The following is a 16,395-nucleotide window of genomic DNA, read 5'->3' as shown; positions in this document are numbered from 1 at the left end:
AAAGAATACATGTTTTTTGATACTATTGCAACCGATTACCTGTAATATAAATATTAAGCTATTGAAGGCTAGATCTATTAATAAGTTTCTCACGTAATAACCATACTATATTAGAGGTGAAAAGAATGTATAAATTATTGACTCATAATGATTTAGATGGCGTCGGATGTGGCATATTAGCAAAGCTAGCTTTTGGAGAGCAGGTGAAGGTGCGTTATAATTCGATTTCATCCCTTAATCGAGAGATTGAATATTTTTTAGAAAATGATGAGCCTAATACGTTTTTATTTGTAACTGACTTGACTCCAAACGAGGATAATGAAAAAAGACTAAATGACTTTTACAATGCAAAAGGACAAGTCCAACTAATTGATCATCATAAATCTGCTCTACACTTTAATGATTATGAGTGGGGCTATATTTCTGTGGAAGATCATGATGGAAAACTAACTTCTGCTACTTCGTTGTTGTATGACTATTTAATAAAAAATAAACAGTTAGAGCCCACTGCTGCAATCACAGAATTTGTTGAGTTAGTCAGACAGTATGACACATGGGAATGGGAAAAGAACGGGAACCAACGAGCCCATTCGTTAAACTCTCTGTTCTATTTAATCTCGATAGAAGAATTTGAAGAAAAAATGTTGGAGCGACTTCAAGCAAACGACCATTTCAATTTTGATGAATTTGAAAAGAAAATATTGCATATGGAAGAAGACAAGATCAACCGGTATATTCGACGGAAGAAAAGAGAGATTGTACAGGCAAAAGTAGGAGAGCAGTTAGCTGGTATCGTATATGCAGAAACGTACCATTCAGAGCTAGGCAATGAACTAGGTAAAGAATATCCTCATCTTGACTACATAGCAATAGTAATCATGGGTGGAAAAAGAATCTCGCTTCGTACGATTTATGACCATATTGATGTATCTGAAATTGCTGGACAATTCGGTGGTGGAGGCCACCAAAAAGCATCTGGCTGTATTCTAACAGAGGAAGCTTATAAATTATTTGTTTTGGATACTTTCCATCTGTCATCAATACCAGAAGATGCAAAAAGAAATCAATATAATTTGAAACAATCATCATTTGGTTCGTTTTATAAAAATAGAAATAACGATACGTTCATCCTATATTCTAAAAATGGGGAGGATTGGATTCTGGAAAAAGATAAAGTTGCAATCGAACAAACCTTTACTAGCTTTGATGAAGGTGAGCGCTACCTTAAGCGGAACTATGCGGCTGCTTTAGTAAGAGACGATCTGTTTGTCGATTACTTAATGAGTGAAGTGAAAAAAAGAGAGAATTCCTGATAATTAATCGTTCATTTTAAACTCTTCGCAGTTATTTATTGCCTATTCGTCCTTTACTTGCGTTCAACTGTCGAATACTCGCTCTCATAAAGTGGTACTGGCGGAAGAATTTTGATTACTTGCTGTCAATCGAGATTTACTTGCTCTCAACTCACATTAACTTGTGAAGTGGAAAATTTATCCGAATAATGCTCCTTCTAATGAAACTGGAAAATTGAATATGAATAGAACGATAAGGTATGATTAAAGCCGAAAAAAGTTCTAATATAAAAACAATGAACCGCAGAATTTAAGGGGGCAAATAAAATGGAAATTGGAATAACTACGTTTGTAGAAACAACTCCAGATGTAAAAACTGGCAAAGTAATCAGTCATGCTGAGCGTATTCGTGAGGTTGTGGAAGAAATTGTATTAGCAGATAAGGTAGGCTTAGATGTCTTTGGAGTAGGTGAACATCACCGAAAGGATTATGCGGCTTCTGCACCAGCAGTACTTCTAGCTGCAGCTGCTTCACAGACAAAGCAAATACGACTCACTAGTGCTGTTACGGTACTTTCTTCGGATGACCCAGTGCGAGTATTTGAGGAATTCTCTACATTAGACGCTATTTCCAATGGTCGTGCTGAAATTATGGCTGGACGTGGTTCATTTATCGAATCCTTCCCACTTTTTGGCTATGATTTAAAGGACTATGATGAATTATACGAAGAGAAGTTGGATTTACTTTTAAAAATACGTGAATCTGAAATGGTTACATGGAATGGTAAGCACCGGGCTGCCATTCAGAATCGTGGGGTTTATCCGCGTCCGGAACAAAACCCCCTGCCAGTTTGGATTGCAAGTGGTGGAACCCCGCAATCTGTTGCGCGAGCTGGATTCCTAGGGTTGCCACTTGTGTTAGCGATTATCGGAGGAAGCCCACTACAGTTCGAACCACTTGTGCAGCTGTATAAGAAAGCTGCTACTCAAGCAGGTCATGACGTATCGAAGCTGACAGTCGCATCACACTCTCACGGGTTTGTGGCAGAAACTACGGATATTGCAGTAGATAAATTTTTCCCGCCTACACAGCAAGCGATGAACGTTATAGGAAAAGAACGTGGATGGGGTCCATATACTCGTTCTACATTCGATGCTGCACGTAGCTTGGAAGGTGCTTTATACGTTGGAGATGTGAAGACAGTAGCTGATAAGATTATATTCCTTCGTAAAAACGTAGGTATCACGCGCTTTATGCTGCATGTACCAGTTGGATCAATGCCCCATGAAGACGTGATGAAAGCAATTGAACTACTTGGCAAAGAAGTGGCACCAATTGTTCGGGCAGAAATAGATAGATGGGAATCTGAAGGTGAAGGTGAAGTTGAAAGTAATTAATTTATTTCAGCGTAATAGTTTATAAAGAGAACAAAAAAGGGGACGATTTTCGTTCTCTTTTTTTATTTTTGCTATTATGAACCAACCGTTTGGCTCATAGAAATAGAAAGAGGAGTAATTCTGTAGTTTAAAGTAAATCATCATTACGTTGAATGTTATACTTATAATAGTAATTGGAGTGGAATTTATAAATAAGAAGTGAAGGTGAGTAATGATATGAACGAAGAATTAATCATTAATACCGATGCTTGTTACAAGCAGGCAGAAGAGAAGGCCAATCATTATTTTCAATCACTTTATACGCAGGTCCAGCAAAAGACTTACGCGAAAATCCTTACAGAAGATATACAACTTTGGAAGGTAAATCATATTCGACATCACTCCCTATTTTCTTTTTTTTCACGAGGAAATAATAAAACGAGTTCAAACGGGTACCACCATTATATAAGAGGGCTAAACTATACAGGGAAATTAGATAATTATTTGACTCGAAGCATTTCCTATATTTTTATGCGAGATCTTGGAAAAGCATTGAACTCTCCAGACACCGAGGATCGGATTCGGAATGTAGTGGAAAGTTTGAAAACTCACCTTACATCTACAACTTCTGATCAAAATAGTGATGGAGAGATGATCAGCATGACTGGCTTGTACCGCCTTGCTCAGAAGGAGGGGGTGGAGTCGACCTTTATATGGCTGATCAACAAGCTGAAGATCGTATCCGCAAATATTCCAACAGGAATGGATGCGGAACATGCCCAGCGAAAACTTATTAAAATCATTGCTGGGGTAATCATGCAGGAGATTGAAGAGATGAACGATGAGGTTTCTAAAGAAGAGCGGAAGCAGAGGCTTGAGAAAGCGATTAGGCTCGGTTATTCCTATGGACTGACCTATCCGTTTATTGACGATCTTCTAGATTCAAAAATTTTGTCTGACGAAGAAGAAAGAAAATATGCGAATCTAATACGTACTACACTTACTAAAGGAGTTGTCCCAGAACTAGAAGATTGGATTGGAAATAATGCAGAGTTGATCCGTTATATTCATACGGAACTCCGAGAAGCCTTTGAATATATAAAGGCGCATCAGCAGAAGGAGACAAGAACTAATTTCTTTGAGCAATCCTATGTATTTTTCCATTCACAAGAGGTGGATCGTAAAAAAGATCTGACTTACGCAAAATATACGAACGAAGAGCTATATATACCAGTTATTTTAAAATCTGCTTCTTCCCGATTGATTGTTCGTTCCGTAATTGGTGCTCCTGAGGATGAGGGATTTGATAGCCGAACCTTTTATTATGGCATTTACAATCAACTCGCAGATGATTTTGCAGATATGTTTGATGATATGAAGGAGGGGGCAGTAACTCCCTATACGTACTACTTGAAGTATCACGATAAACGGTCGGATCTAATAAATCCATTTGAAATGTATTGGACAGTAATCTCTAATTTAATTCATCAAGTTTATCATTCCGATAAAATGACGCGTGAAGTAATTTTAGATCGAGCTATAAATGGGCTAAAACGCTTTAAGGAGCGGGCAGGTATGGAAAAGTACAAAGAGGTAATGGATCTTTTTGCTTCCGGAGATGCTAAATTCAATAAACTAATTCAACAGATGGTACGTAAAGCAGATGATGTAGATTTCTTCGACAAGCTGCTGCGCGATCATATGATTACAAGCTTGAAAAATGACAGACAGGGTCAAGAAGATTTTATCAATACTGCGAAAACTATACGTAGTCAGATTAACGAAGTCCTGACTATCCAGAAAACTAATGGGATGACAGATTCGATTATAGATGCTGCAAACTACAGCCTTCAAGGAGATGGAAAGCGATTAAGACCAATAGTCACTTGGTTCATGGGAGTAAACGCATATGGCTTAAATAAATCTGTACTAGAACCACTTTTAAAATCATTGGAATATATGCATACAGCCTCTCTGATTTTTGACGATCTTCCATCCCAAGATAATGCTTCCCTTCGCAGAGGTCGTCCAACCCTCCATGAGGTTTATACTATTTCAATTGCAGAGTTAACTGGCCTTTTCCTGACTCAAAAAGCTATTTGGGAGCAAACTACTTTGGAGCAGTTCGATTCTAAAGCTGTGCTTAGACTAATCCAATATTCAGCTCAAGTGACAGCGGATATGTGTAGAGGCCAAGCAATGGATTTAGATTCCAAAGGCAAACAATTGACTTTAGCACAATTAAATAATATGTGCTTTTACAAAACTGGACTAGGATTTGAAGCATCTATTCTAATGCCAGCAATTCTTTCAAATACTAGTAAATTAGAAATAGAAGCATTAAAGAAATTTGCCCGCCATGCAGGCATTGCTTTTCAGATTAAGGATGACCTTCTAGATGTGGAAGGAGATACTGCTTTACTTGGAAAAACGGTTGGGAAGGATACAGAAAATAACAGCTCTACTTTTGTATCCATATTAGGTGTGGATGATGCAAAAAAAGAAATGTGGGAAAATTACTGCATTGCGATGGAATCATTACAAGACGTACCGCGGGATACCACTTTCTTAAAGCATTTTTTGGATTATATTATTAATCGAGATAAGTAGGCTAGATTATCGCGTTCAAAAGAGACTACCCACCAAAGTCATGTTTAAATGACTTGATGGGAAGTCTCTTTTCACAATTAAGGGCGTATAGAAACCGGAGTTCCTATTGGGACAATACGAGCTAATTCCTCCACATCTTTATTGAACATACGAATGCAACCATGTGATACTGCTTTACCGATGGAAATAGGATTGTTTGTACCGTGAATCCCATAATGTTCTTTTGATAAACTCATCCACATTGTGCCGAATGGTCCACCAGGATTAGGTGCTTTGTTTATAATGATAAAATCCCCTACAGGTGTATTGTATAATATTCTTCCTACAGCTATAGGGTACTCTTTTTCTAAAACACCATATCTTCGTAATCGTAGCTGCCGATTGTTTATGGAAACCTCGATTTGATATGGAAGCGAATTTGGGTCCGGAAAACCTGGAATAACAATGGATTGACCAATATAAAGCATATTTGGATTTATGGATGGGTTAGCGCTAATGATTTCGGATAGTGGTGTACGATAGTCCCTAGCTATTTGACTTAGTGTTTCTCCTTGTTGAACAGTATGAAACAGTGTAAACATCTCCGTTCTAATTAAATAGTACATCATATGCTAATTTTCAAAAATGCTTCATCATGACGCATTTTTATTATGGGCTCGTAGATAATCTATTCATGTAAGTATAAGAACATAGTTTCCCGAATAGAATCTCTTATAACAGATTCTAAAGGTGGAATGAGATTGAAAATACTATTTATATTTCTATTATTCGTTGTCTATTTTGCATTATCACTTTCACTAGAAAGTAAAAACGCAATTGGACTGTATCTGATTATTTCATTGGGATTATTCTTTTGGGGAGTCATAGAATGGAAACTTTTTATAAATAGAAGAGACGCTGAAAATAGAAGGAGATTAGAGGAACAACTTGCAGAAATTCCTCATACACAGTCTCTAATCTCAAACAATTTGTTAAATATCATGTTAATAGACGATGTAGGAAACTTTCTTTATATACTCCAAAGAGATTCCTTAGGAGAAGATTTTAATATAGATCCTATTTCCTTTTCTAAAGTACTAGAGGTTGCGTTAGTAGAGGAAGGCGAGATTATAAATTTATATCCGAAGAAAGGTTTGTTAGGCAGTACACTATTGCAGGACCAAGCCGAAATGGAAGAAGATTTTGACGAGGAAGATGAAGAAGATGATGATGACGCTGAATCCATAGAAGCATTATGTTTGAGAATAGTAGTGGATGATTTGATAAATCCTATTTTAGAATATCCATTTATTGCAGATGATCACTCCTTTGAAATAGATTCGGAAGAATACGCAGAAGTAAATGCACTTTGTAACGACTGGTATCAAAAAATATGTATCATTATTAAACGCTATGAACATACCAATGTAGCTGTGAGACTTTGGGAATAAGCTTGCCTATAAACATCATCCTTTAAAAGAAGAGACTGTGCTAATTAATTAGCACAGTCTCTTTTGTATTTTAAGATGTGGGTAATTTATCAGGATTCATCATAATATAAAATTCTTCAATTTTGTCACTTTTAATGTAAAAGCTAATGATACTGTGTAACTTATTATTCATATAATTTAGCATTGCAGGCTGACCATTAACATTTCTAATCTCAAAATAATAATCAGCAGAAGTTTTCTTCGCAATACCCAGTAAAAATGCCAACACATTCGACAAAGAATGGATAGGTCGTATAGCTGCTTTAACTTTTCCTCCTCCATCTGAGTAGAGGGTAACGTTTTCGGATAAAAGCTCTAGCAATATATTCATATGTTGTCGTTCGAAAGCTTGGATAAATCGGTCAACAATAAATTTGTTAGCTGCGTAGTTGAGACTTTCAGCTTCTATACCAGCGACTTTTTTCTTTGCTCGACTAAATATTTTACGGCAATTTTGCTCTTTCTTCTCTATGATATTCTCAATTTCCGAATAAGAGAAATCAAAAACTTCTCTTAATAGTAAAACAGCTCTTTCATCTGGTGCTAAATGTTCCATCATTCTTAAGTAAGCAATACTCAATCCCTCATTTTGTAGGACAACCTCGGATGGATTTAGACCATGTGATTCCTCAAGCAATAAGGGTTCTGGATTCCATGGGCCAACATATTCTTCTCGTTTATGTCTAGGGGATCTTAAGCTATCAATACAGCGGTTTGTCATTATCTTACAAAGATAGGCTTTTATATTTTCAATTTTGTCTTCTTCAATTTGATAGACTTTTAAAAAAGTTTCTTGCACAATATCCTCGGTTTCAACTATCGATCCGAGCATACGATAACCTATTGAAAACAATAACGGTTTATATTGTTGGTAAATTTCATTACTAATTTGCACAACATCACCTCTGCTCTTTTTCTATAATTTCTTCTGCAGCTTGCTTCGCGCTACTTATAGCTCCTTCTGACAATATAGAGTGAGATGAGACCCAGTCTCCAGCTAAGTATAATCCCGGAACCCCCAATTTAGAACGCTGTAAATTTTGTTCATCCCCTATCTGAGGTAATCGCTGGTTCACCGTAATAGTAGGCATAAAGCGACTTGAAATTTTGTGTTTCTGCCAACAGGGCTGTATCTTTTCTAAAAATTGTTCTAGTTCATTTTGAATTTCTTTTCCAACTATATTATCATCTGGATGAAGATATTTGAACACGTGTAGTACGATATTATTTTCATTTTCAGAGAGAATAGCAGCAGTGGAATGTACGGAATAGTAAAAGGGTTCCCCTATTTCCATGGCAAATAGTCGATTTGGTTTAGGGAGCTTTGTTAGTGCAACATCTAAAGCAGCTCCTTTAACCGGTATTATTTGCTTCAGGAAATCCAACTGAGTCTGTGAAATATTATTACCAACTATTTTTAGAAGCTCTTGAGGACTAATTGTACTGAGTACATATTTACACGTTAGCTCTTTTTCAGTAGATAGAGTCACTTTAAAGGTGTTTTCTATCTTATAAATTTTATTTATTTTCATGCCTGATTGTATTTGTATTCCGAAAATTACCGCCTTGTTGTGAAGTTGGTCAATAATTGTCTGCCAACCTCTGTCAATATAAAGTACACCATTCATAACCGTCCTTAGATGAGAAACTATTACACTAGCACTTACTTTCTCTGGAGCATGACAGTATGTTGCAAGCCTACCTAAAATAAGGAGTAAGTTTTGGACATTTTTTGATCTGGTCATCTTTTGAGTCCATTGCTGAAACGTTTGGTCAGAAAGGTTTTCGATCTTCATGCTTTTAATTTTCCATAATACCATCAACCATTCGATACGCTCTTTCCAGTTCAAAAAACGTGTTGTCAATACTCCCACAGGGGTAAAAGGAGCAGTATATTCCAACATATTATCTGTTAACAAACCACTAAGCTTAGGTGATTTTCCATTTAGTTCAATGCCTAATTCCTGAAGAATTGGTACTGCATTCCCTTTTGTATAAAGTGCGTGTGGTCCTAGATTAAATAACTCCTGACCAATTGCATCGGTTCTTGCTCTGCCACCAACTTTTTTGTCTTTTTCAATTAGTAAAATAGACATACCACTTTTAGCTAAATAATTTGCTGCCACATAACCTGCCAAACCACCACCGATTATTACAACATCCCACTCACTTTTCATAACATGAATTCCTCCCTAGATTTTTTTATAAATCAAGACGGAGTAGGAGAATGATTTGTGACAGTTTTCATTAAACTAATTTTTATATTGGCCAGTAAAGGAGTGCCAGATTAAACTTGTATGTGAGTTATTAAAGCCTATACGAGAGCACCTAGTTCTCACAACTAGGAATACCTGGAACAGCTCCACTTGTTGGAGTTAATCTTTTTTGCTTACATTGTTCTTGAAGAATACTTACTAATATTTTCTGTATCACTTTTGATTCTGGTGTTTCATTTAGATGAAATGCAAGATTGCATTCTTCCGTTGGATCCCTAGTGACATTATATAATTCATATTGATCGTCGACAGGGGACTGTTTAGTGGTAGTTATACAAATAGCAACTTCCTTCATATCTGAAACTGGTGTGGAGTCCTTTTGATTGGACACTTCATCCTCTTTACCGGGATTGCTCCAAAACTGAGGATTATCAAAATAACGAGTAAGCTTCCAAATCTCATCCGTTTTTTCTTTCCCAGTAGGCAATTTCAAAATAACGGTTTCTAGATGATTTGGTTGAATAACTGATTCATATGGTTTTCCCGTAACGGTAAACTGGTTCAATCCTTTTGTCACTTCATCATCTGTCATAAAATATATAGGTTCGTTGACGCGAGAGAATTTGTTATTTCCATTTAACAACTCGGAGAGATCTCGTCCAACCAATGGATGCACCTCGCTATGACTTTTTTTAAGTTCGTTTTGAGCATCTACTGCATTAATATTAGCTAGACCTAACAGAGTAGGGACAATGTCTAGATGGCTTGTGATCATGTTGGTTTCTCTTGGGGTAGAAAATTTTGGACTATGAATAATTAAAGGAACATGCAGGGATTCTTCATAAGCATTATGCCATTTTTGAAATAAACCACCGTGAGCTCCAACCAAACTTCCATGATCTGCAGTAAAAATGATAATTGTATCCTCATAAAAAATGGATGATTGAAGAGCTTGAAATACTTTATACATCTCATCATCTACCTTTTTTTGAAGTGAATAGTAAAGTTGTCGATAAAGGAGTGAATCGAATGTTGGCTGAAGCGCTTGTTGATAAACATCACGATAACTCAACTGCACGGATGGTTTAGTGAGTAGGTTTTCATTTGCCGTAGGAGCAGGTGGAACGAAAGGAAGCGTAGGATTAATCTCAAAATTAAACGTGGGATTGAACCGAGTATATAGACCAAGAAGGGTAATATCATGTGGATTTACAAAGGAGGAGACAATGAGCCACGGTTGGTCGTCAGCTGCATTTGTATTTTTTGCAAGTGTTTGAATTAAATCCACGACCTCCTTTGCGTAAATTTCATCTCTTCCACTTATTCCGACACCTGCAGAAGATCCAGAGTTTCGTGGGTTTTTTCCGTGGGGTTCAGGACCAATCCACCCATCAAAGCCATAGTTATTCAACCTATTGGCATTTTCATAAAGTTGCTCTTGGGTAAGATTAGGTATTCCAGTTTTTGCGTCATAGCTTGGTAGCGCATTATGTGTACCAGGGATAAAAATATCCTCATCAGAAAGATGCCATTTCCCTTTCCAATAGGTTTGATAGCCGGCTGTACGAAAGTATTCACCTAAAGTAGGTACTGTACTATGATCTAGCCAAAATACATCAGGATCAAATGCACCTTTTGCAACACCAGTCGTTTGTGTCACTCCGTGAAGTGATGGGTACTGGCCGGTAAAAAGCGTAGCTCTACTTGGTGAACACGCGGTACTTCCAATATAATGATTTAAAAATGTCATCCCGTTATTCCGCAAAAGCTCCTGTGTTTTTAAATTTTTCAATCTCCATGCATTTAACGCATCGGTTTCATAAACAGTTGGAAATCTCTCTTCATCTACAATCATAAAAAGAATGTTTGGTTGCTTTTGTGGCCGATGAGAATTTGAAAAGACTTCATTTGAGTTGGTCAATTTAATAACTCCTCCACTTATTTTGTATATCTCTTTATCTTATGAAATATGAAGCAGGTGAAATGGATATTTAGTCTAGTGAAATGTTCAATTAACGTAAAAAGCTACAACGACAATTAGTCATTGCAGCTTTTATTAATTTTTTCATTTTCAACCCATAATTATTTATTTCACTTGTTCCAACATTTCCAGGAAAGCAGCGGGTATCGTTATTTGTTGATTTGAATTGCTTATTAACTTAGTAAATTCATCTATTTCAGTTATTTTATTTTCACTTTTTATTACTTTAACCTCATTATGCAGACGCTCCATTTTCTCGTCTAATGCAAATGCGGAATCGGCAGCTTCTTTTAACTCAATTAATAATTGTTCCGGTACAAACTGATCATATTTATAAAAAATCTTATGTTCAAGGCTTGCCCAAAAATCCATTGCAATAGTTCGAATTTGTACTTCAACAGTCACAATTTCCTTGCCATCCGACATAAATACAGGAGTTTCTAATAAAACATGTAAACTCTTATAGCCATTACTTTTAGGGTTTTTAATATAATCTTTTACTTCCAATATTTTTATATCACTTTGTTTTTCCAACATGTCAAATACCCGATAAATATCAGAAATAAAAGAACAAGTGATTCGCATTCCTGCTATGTCTTTCACATTTTCTCGGATGCTGTCTACTGAAATACTTTTACCTTTCCGATTAAGTTTTTTCAATATACCCTCTGGGGATTTCAATCTGGAATTCGTATGTTCAATCGGATTATAGTCATGGATCATTAAAAATTCTTCTCGAAGAATTTCAATTTTTGTTTCAAGCTCACTTAATGCAAACTTATACAACAGCATCATTCGCGTCATTTTCTTTTTCAACTGCTGAAACTGTTCTACTTGCTCTGGATTCATCTATAAGCGCTCCTTCAAATATCTACCTGTAAAAATGATAACAAATTTATCATTGCTAAACAAATATATCGATAGGTAGCGAAAGCGAAATGAACCGTATTAACCTACTATCGGATTTATTTTTTAGTATCTAGAATCTTTACAAGTGAATGCTGACTGTAATTTCATATAATTATATAGCTTGCCAGCATTTCTTCCTTTTTGGGTGTAATTATTGATTTTAGGCTCTAGCCGTCGGAGAAATTCTCTATCACATTCACACCTATTCTTTCTCCTTCTATAACATTCGTCATGTGCTTTGCAAGCTGCATCTACATCATTTATAGGGACACCAGGTCCACTACAACCTGGTCCACACCAATTGTATCCGGGAAACACGCAAAAACGGGGTTTCCCATTTCTTCTACGTGCCAAATTTAAAGACCTCCTTAGAATTGGTTTACTTTCTTATAGTCTATTCCGAAATTTTGACAGTGTATAAACTTCCAACCCAATAAAATAATATCCATCAGTCGTGGAAAAAGCACTGAAAAGATGTTGAAAGCCAAAACAAACTTCATAGCTTGGATGCTATGAAGATTTTTTTATTTTCTACCGTATCTAGAAAGTCTCTTGAAGTTCTCACAACATATTTCACTTCATTTAACTCTCTTTCTCTATTTACTATTATTAGCACAAGACGGCATGTCTACACATGATGAAGTGAAGGTTAGAAGCTAGACTTTTTTCTATTTCTAATTTCTATTTAAATATCTTTTCAACTGTTTCGACTAAATGCTGCTGGAATAATGGCATTATTGAATGTCGTAATACTAGCATATCGAACACTATACTACGCGTCGTATGTATCGTTAAAAATTCATTTTTGGATTAGCTATGCTTATTTGGCAATGGCTGAATATGTATAACGATGATTGCAATGCAGTGGAAAAAAGCTCAGTCTAGTAAATTACAAAACATAAACTATACTCTTTCATGTATAGTGGCATTCTTGCTAGCGGCATTAGTGATAGGGTGGGAACTTTAATAAATTTTAAGCATATAAACTATATTAAGTATTCAAACGACTAATTTTTAAGAGCCCAGATCTTACAATGATACTGTTAAGTTCATGCCTTTTATTTCATTTATTGTCTTGACTTCAAGATAATGAATCCATATACTTAACTAAACCAAGTGAAAAACTATGATTAATAGAAAAGGATGATGAGATATGTCAGAGACACAAAAACAAGTTCCGACTGAAGTGGATGAAAAGGGTAAATTTATTCGTCAAACAAATCGTTTTGCAACAACTTTTGGAAGTGAATCAGGGGAGCTACCGATAGAAGCAGGGAAATATCGTCTTCTATGGGCTGCGGTTTGTCCCTGGGCGCATCGCTCTGTCATTGTGAGAAGTTTACTTGGGTTAGAGGATGTTATTAGTTTAGGAACTGCAAGTCCAATGCGTCCGAACATTGATCGAGTAGATTGGGAATTTTCATTGGATGAAAATGGAGTAGATCCTGTTTTAGGTATTAAATATATAAGTGAAGTGTATCTTCAAGCTGATGCAACATATGAGGGCAGACCAACAGTTCCTGTCATTGTCGATGTGGCAGAGAAAAAAGCCGTGAACAATGATTACTTACGATTAACAAATCATTTAGAGACAGCTTGGAAACCGTTCCACAAAGAAAATGCACCAGAATTATATCCAGAGCATTTACGCGATGAGATTGATGCACTAAGCGATGTTATTTTCCATGAAGTAAATAATGGTGTATATAAATGCGGATTTGCTCGTTCACAGGAAGCATATGAAGAAGCATATGATGTTTTATTTGCACGATTGGATGTATTAGAAAAACATCTTTCTACGCAACGCTTCTTATTTGGGGACTATATTACAGATTCAGATGTACGTTTTTATGCGACACTTGTCCGCTTTGATGTTGCCTACTATTCGGCTTTTAAAACAAATCGAAATCGTATTGTAGATTTCCCGAATCTATGGGGCTACTTACGTGATTTATATCAAACACCAGGCTTCGGAAATACAACAGATTTTAATGCGATTAAAATGCACTATCATTTATCGAACCATATTGCGAGCAACGATCAAAAAGGATCAAATAACATACTTCCAAAAGGTCCAGATACGGCCATTTTCAACTTAGCACATGATCGCGAAGCTTTGAGTGGCAAGGTAGAGAAATTTCTTATTAAGCAAGGGGATGCGAAACTTGATCATACGTGATTCGAAAGAGGAAGAATTAGCATTTATTCGTGAAATGAGATTACAAGCATATGAGGAACATGCTCCTAAAATATCGGAAGCGCATTGGAATGCACTCAAACAATCCATTTTGTCGGATGCAGATTCAAAACCAGGTATTGAACGAATCGTAGCAGAAATTGATGGAGAAATTGTAGGAAGTGTTGCCTTGTTTGCCACGGATAAGCAAGTATATGAGGGTTTATTAGATGGAGAACAGGATTATCCAGAACTACGTATGCTAGCTATTTCGCAAAAGGCGAGAGGAAAAGGTGTAGCAACAGCACTTATCAATGAATGTATGAAGCGCACAAAAGAGAAAGGTTTCACAGAGATGGGACTTCATACTGCAGATTTTATGGAAAATGCCATTACTCTCTACACTCATCTTGGCTTCGAACGATTACCTCAATTTGATTTTGAACCAGCAAATGATGGAATCATCGTTAAAGCTTTTCGTATCAAAATATAATTTGAAAGTTACCAAATTCTAAATAGCTTGGATCCTGTTTATAACACAGTATCCAAGCTTTTTTTGTTTTGGGCATATAATCGTTCATTCGGTTACACGCTAACCTCACGTAACATTAGAATCTATTGATATTTAACTAGTCTGAATATATTATTAAGGTAGATTAGTAGGTGCATCTAGATGAGTAAAGGGGGATAAAAATGATTTCAGAAACCCAAACATTAATGACGGAAATTAAACAAGCAAGACAAATCAATTTAAAAGATCCAAACCGAGCATTTAATCTTGCTTCCATTGCTCATGAAAAAGCACTTAAATTGGGGGTAAGAAGTCTAGAAGCGGCTTCCCTATTTGAAATGGCATTAGCATGTCGTTCCATGACAAAATTAGAAAGTTGTTATGTTTTTGTATACGATGCTTTTCAAATATTTGAAGAGTTGGATGACAGTGCTGGTATTGCATCGTCACTAAACTTAATCAGTGTTGTTTATTTTTATAATGGAATGTATGAGCAATCATTAGAAAAACTCTTACATGCTAAACAACTCGCACTAGAAATAGAAGACGATGGAATCTTAACCCGCATTTATAATAATGAAGGTGAAGTGTATCGTGAAGTAGGAGAACCAGAGGAAGCTCTTTTAGCTTATGAGAGAGCTTTAGAGATAGCTCAAAAGCATAATAATATTCGGAATCAAGCAGTTATTTTGATGAATATGGGATGGGTCTATTTTGATAAAGGAAATTTGACTACAAGTTTTGATTATTATCAAAAAAGCTATGCGATGCTTCTTGAAATAGATGAAGTAACTGGACTTGCCGAAATTGAGAATAAGATTGGTAAAGTCTATTATTTACAAAACAATTACGAACAAGCGAAGCATTACTATATGCAAGCTTTAAATAGATTAGAATCGATTGGAAATAAATACTACACGCTTGATATACTTATTAACTTAGCAGAATTTAATAAGCAGGAAGATGAAGAAGCCTATTTAAACTATTTATTGGAAGCAATCGATCATGCGGAAGAAATTCAGGCTAGCCAACATTTAAGTCGAATTTTTAACCAATTGTCAGCTTTTTATGAATCCAAAGGTCTTTATGGTACGGCATTAAAGTACTATAAAAAGTATCATCATATAGAACAAGTAATAGGTTCTACAACGATGTCTCAGAAACTGGAGTTAATGAAAATCGGATTAAATAAAATTTTTGCTGGGCGGGAATTAGAGGAAATATCTAAATTGAATGCCCATTTAATCAATGAAATTTCCACACAAGATAAAATCTTACAGGATCTGGAGCGTAAGAATTTACACTTAAGTGGGGAAGTATTTTACGATGAATTGACGAAACTAGCAAATCGTAAATACTTCACCAAACATCTAAACGAATTATGGAGTGATGTTAACGACTCGAATACTCATGTAGCTTTACTTCTTATTGATATTGATCATTTTAAACGCTACAATGATTTTCACGGTCATATCGAGGGCGATTATTGTTTACAAAAAGTAGGGAATTGCATGAGAACTATTATTGAAAACTATGGAGGGATGTTAGGTAGATTTGGTGGAGAAGAGTTCGTTGTTTTTTTGAAGCATATTAATGAAAAGAAATTGGCCCAAATCACTGAAGAAGTGAGAACTGCTGTTGAAACAATGTCGTTACTTTACTGCTGGGAACAACATGCATACCCTGTGACAATTAGTATTGGTGGAATCCATGGTATAAGGAAGCAGTTTGAAAACAAAGATGAAATGTATGTAATCGCCGATAAAGAGTTGTATAAAGCAAAAACAACTGGAAGAAACCGAGTGAGCATTTTCTCTGAAAATTGAATTCAAAAGACGAAAGCTACTAGATGAG

General features: G+C 36.0%; 13 protein-coding genes. 7 read left to right on the top strand and 6 right to left on the bottom strand.

Annotation, left to right across the window (positions count from 1 at the left end):
• Window positions 1-125: 125 nt before the first annotated feature.
• The 3 genes from LDK52_RS12565 to LDK52_RS12555 all read left to right on the top strand — a co-directional run bounded on the left by LDK52_RS12565 (window position 126) and on the right by LDK52_RS12555 (window position 5,279).
• Window positions 126-1,313 carry a DHH family phosphoesterase gene (locus tag LDK52_RS12565; RefSeq protein ID WP_277586297.1) on the top strand — a complete coding sequence of 396 codons (1,188 nt, stop codon included), beginning with the start codon at window positions 126-128 and terminating at the stop codon, window positions 1,311-1,313.
• 306 nt (window positions 1,314-1,619) lie between these two features.
• Complete coding sequence (locus LDK52_RS12560) at window positions 1,620-2,690, top strand: LLM class flavin-dependent oxidoreductase (protein WP_277586296.1); 1,071 nt, start codon at window positions 1,620-1,622, stop codon at window positions 2,688-2,690.
• A gap of 216 nt (window positions 2,691-2,906) precedes the next feature.
• On the top strand, window positions 2,907-5,279 hold the full coding sequence (locus tag LDK52_RS12555; RefSeq protein ID WP_277586295.1) for a polyprenyl synthetase family protein: 2,373 nt from the start codon (window positions 2,907-2,909) through the stop codon (window positions 5,277-5,279).
• A 77-nt stretch (window positions 5,280-5,356) separates the two neighbouring features.
• Here the strand turns inward: LDK52_RS12555 and LDK52_RS12550 are convergent, their stop codons facing one another.
• A complete protein-coding gene (locus LDK52_RS12550) occupies window positions 5,357-5,851 on the bottom strand; it encodes a L,D-transpeptidase family protein (RefSeq protein WP_277586366.1) in 495 nt (164 codons plus the stop codon).
• 168 nt (window positions 5,852-6,019) lie between these two features.
• Between LDK52_RS12550 and LDK52_RS12545 the strand changes: the two genes are divergently transcribed.
• Window positions 6,020-6,709 carry a hypothetical protein gene (locus LDK52_RS12545; protein ID WP_277586294.1) on the top strand — a complete coding sequence of 230 codons (690 nt, stop codon included), beginning with the start codon at window positions 6,020-6,022 and terminating at the stop codon, window positions 6,707-6,709.
• A gap of 70 nt (window positions 6,710-6,779) precedes the next feature.
• On the opposite strand, the gene LDK52_RS12540 is transcribed toward LDK52_RS12545, so the two are convergent.
• The 5 genes from LDK52_RS12540 to LDK52_RS12520 form a co-directional block, all read right to left on the bottom strand.
• A complete protein-coding gene (locus tag LDK52_RS12540; RefSeq protein ID WP_277586293.1) occupies window positions 6,780-7,643 on the bottom strand; it encodes an RNA polymerase sigma-70 factor in 864 nt (287 codons plus the stop codon).
• A gap of 4 nt (window positions 7,644-7,647) precedes the next feature.
• Window positions 7,648-8,925, bottom strand: coding sequence for a phytoene desaturase family protein (locus tag LDK52_RS12535; protein WP_277586292.1), 1,278 nt, complete (start codon window positions 8,923-8,925; stop codon window positions 7,648-7,650).
• Window positions 8,926-9,076: 151 nt separating this feature from the next.
• Window positions 9,077-10,885 (bottom strand): sulfatase family protein, encoded by a 1,809-nt coding sequence (locus LDK52_RS12530; protein WP_277586291.1) that lies wholly within the window; start codon window positions 10,883-10,885, stop codon window positions 9,077-9,079.
• A gap of 165 nt (window positions 10,886-11,050) precedes the next feature.
• Window positions 11,051-11,794: a GTP pyrophosphokinase gene (locus LDK52_RS12525; protein WP_277586290.1), complete on the bottom strand. Its 744-nt coding sequence runs from the start codon at window positions 11,792-11,794 to the stop codon at window positions 11,051-11,053.
• A 123-nt stretch (window positions 11,795-11,917) separates the two neighbouring features.
• Entirely contained in the window at window positions 11,918-12,172 is a 255-nt protein-coding gene (locus LDK52_RS12520) for a phospholipase (protein ID WP_320415367.1), read from the bottom strand.
• An 835-nt stretch (window positions 12,173-13,007) separates the two neighbouring features.
• Between LDK52_RS12520 and LDK52_RS12515 the strand changes: the two genes are divergently transcribed.
• The 3 genes from LDK52_RS12515 to LDK52_RS12505 all read left to right on the top strand — a co-directional run bounded on the left by LDK52_RS12515 (window position 13,008) and on the right by LDK52_RS12505 (window position 16,367).
• Window positions 13,008-14,033, top strand: coding sequence for a glutathione S-transferase family protein (locus LDK52_RS12515; protein ID WP_277586288.1), 1,026 nt, complete (start codon window positions 13,008-13,010; stop codon window positions 14,031-14,033).
• Window positions 14,011-14,523: a GNAT family N-acetyltransferase gene (locus tag LDK52_RS12510; RefSeq protein WP_277586287.1), complete on the top strand. Its 513-nt coding sequence runs from the start codon at window positions 14,011-14,013 to the stop codon at window positions 14,521-14,523. Before LDK52_RS12515 ends, LDK52_RS12510 begins: the two co-directional genes overlap by 23 nt.
• A gap of 200 nt (window positions 14,524-14,723) precedes the next feature.
• Window positions 14,724-16,367, top strand: coding sequence for a tetratricopeptide repeat-containing diguanylate cyclase (locus LDK52_RS12505; RefSeq protein WP_277586286.1), 1,644 nt, complete (start codon window positions 14,724-14,726; stop codon window positions 16,365-16,367).
• The last annotated feature ends 28 nt before the right edge of the window (window positions 16,368-16,395 follow it).

Origin of the sequence: Psychrobacillus antarcticus, from assembly GCF_029533155.1 — a bacterium.
GTDB classification, from domain to species: Bacteria; Bacillota; Bacilli; order Bacillales_A; family Planococcaceae; genus Psychrobacillus; species Psychrobacillus antarcticus.
Note: the sequence above shows the minus strand (reverse complement) of the source record. Positions and strands in the feature narration are given on the sequence as shown.

What these genes read in the sequence shown, in the direction of transcription:
- LDK52_RS12565 (WP_277586297.1), top strand. Translation starts at nt 126, where the DNA reads ATGTATAAATTATTGACTCATAATGATTTAGATGGCGTCGGATGTGGC.
- LDK52_RS12555 (WP_277586295.1), top strand. Translation starts at nt 2,907, where the DNA reads ATGAACGAAGAATTAATCATTAATACCGATGCTTGTTACAAGCAGGCA.
- LDK52_RS12510 (WP_277586287.1), top strand. Translation starts at nt 14,011, where the DNA reads ATGCGAAACTTGATCATACGTGATTCGAAAGAGGAAGAATTAGCATTT.
- LDK52_RS12535 (WP_277586292.1), bottom strand. Translation starts at nt 8,925, where the DNA reads ATGAAAAGTGAGTGGGATGTTGTAATAATCGGTGGTGGTTTGGCAGGT.
- LDK52_RS12560 (WP_277586296.1), top strand. Translation starts at nt 1,620, where the DNA reads ATGGAAATTGGAATAACTACGTTTGTAGAAACAACTCCAGATGTAAAA.
- LDK52_RS12515 (WP_277586288.1), top strand. Translation starts at nt 13,008, where the DNA reads ATGTCAGAGACACAAAAACAAGTTCCGACTGAAGTGGATGAAAAGGGT.
- LDK52_RS12505 (WP_277586286.1), top strand. Translation starts at nt 14,724, where the DNA reads ATGATTTCAGAAACCCAAACATTAATGACGGAAATTAAACAAGCAAGA.
- LDK52_RS12525 (WP_277586290.1), bottom strand. Translation starts at nt 11,794, where the DNA reads ATGAATCCAGAGCAAGTAGAACAGTTTCAGCAGTTGAAAAAGAAAATG.